We start from the raw sequence: 329 nt of genomic DNA, 5'->3' as shown, positions 1-329 counted from the left end.
TTCGACGCCCCATCCTGATTCACCGCCGAACCCCGAACCACCGCCAACACCCGATGACCACGACGACGAGCATCCGACAACCGCTCCACCACGAGCACACCCACGCCCTCACCCAAGGCCGTACCGTCTGCGGCATCGGCGAACGACTTGCACCTGCCGTTCCGAGCCAGGCCGCCCTGGCCGCTGAAGTAGACGAACGTGTCCGGGCTGCCCATGACCGTGACGCCGCCGGCGAGCGCGAGCGTGCACTCCCCCGACCGCAACGCCTGCACCGCCAGATGCAACGCCACCAACGACGACGAACACGCCGTGTCCACCGTGACCGCCGG

At 68.7% G+C, this 329-nt stretch carries 1 protein-coding gene; it reads right to left on the bottom strand.

The features are described 5' to 3' along the window. Window positions 1-329: beta-ketoacyl synthase N-terminal-like domain-containing protein (locus ACLQ2R_RS39615; RefSeq protein ID WP_425966556.1), on the bottom strand; the 329-nt coding region annotated here is incomplete at both ends.

This window comes from Streptosporangium sp. DT93, from assembly GCF_049844535.1.
GTDB lineage: Bacteria > Actinomycetota > Actinomycetes > Streptosporangiales > Streptosporangiaceae > Streptosporangium.
This window is presented reverse-complemented; position numbering and strand designations above follow the sequence as displayed.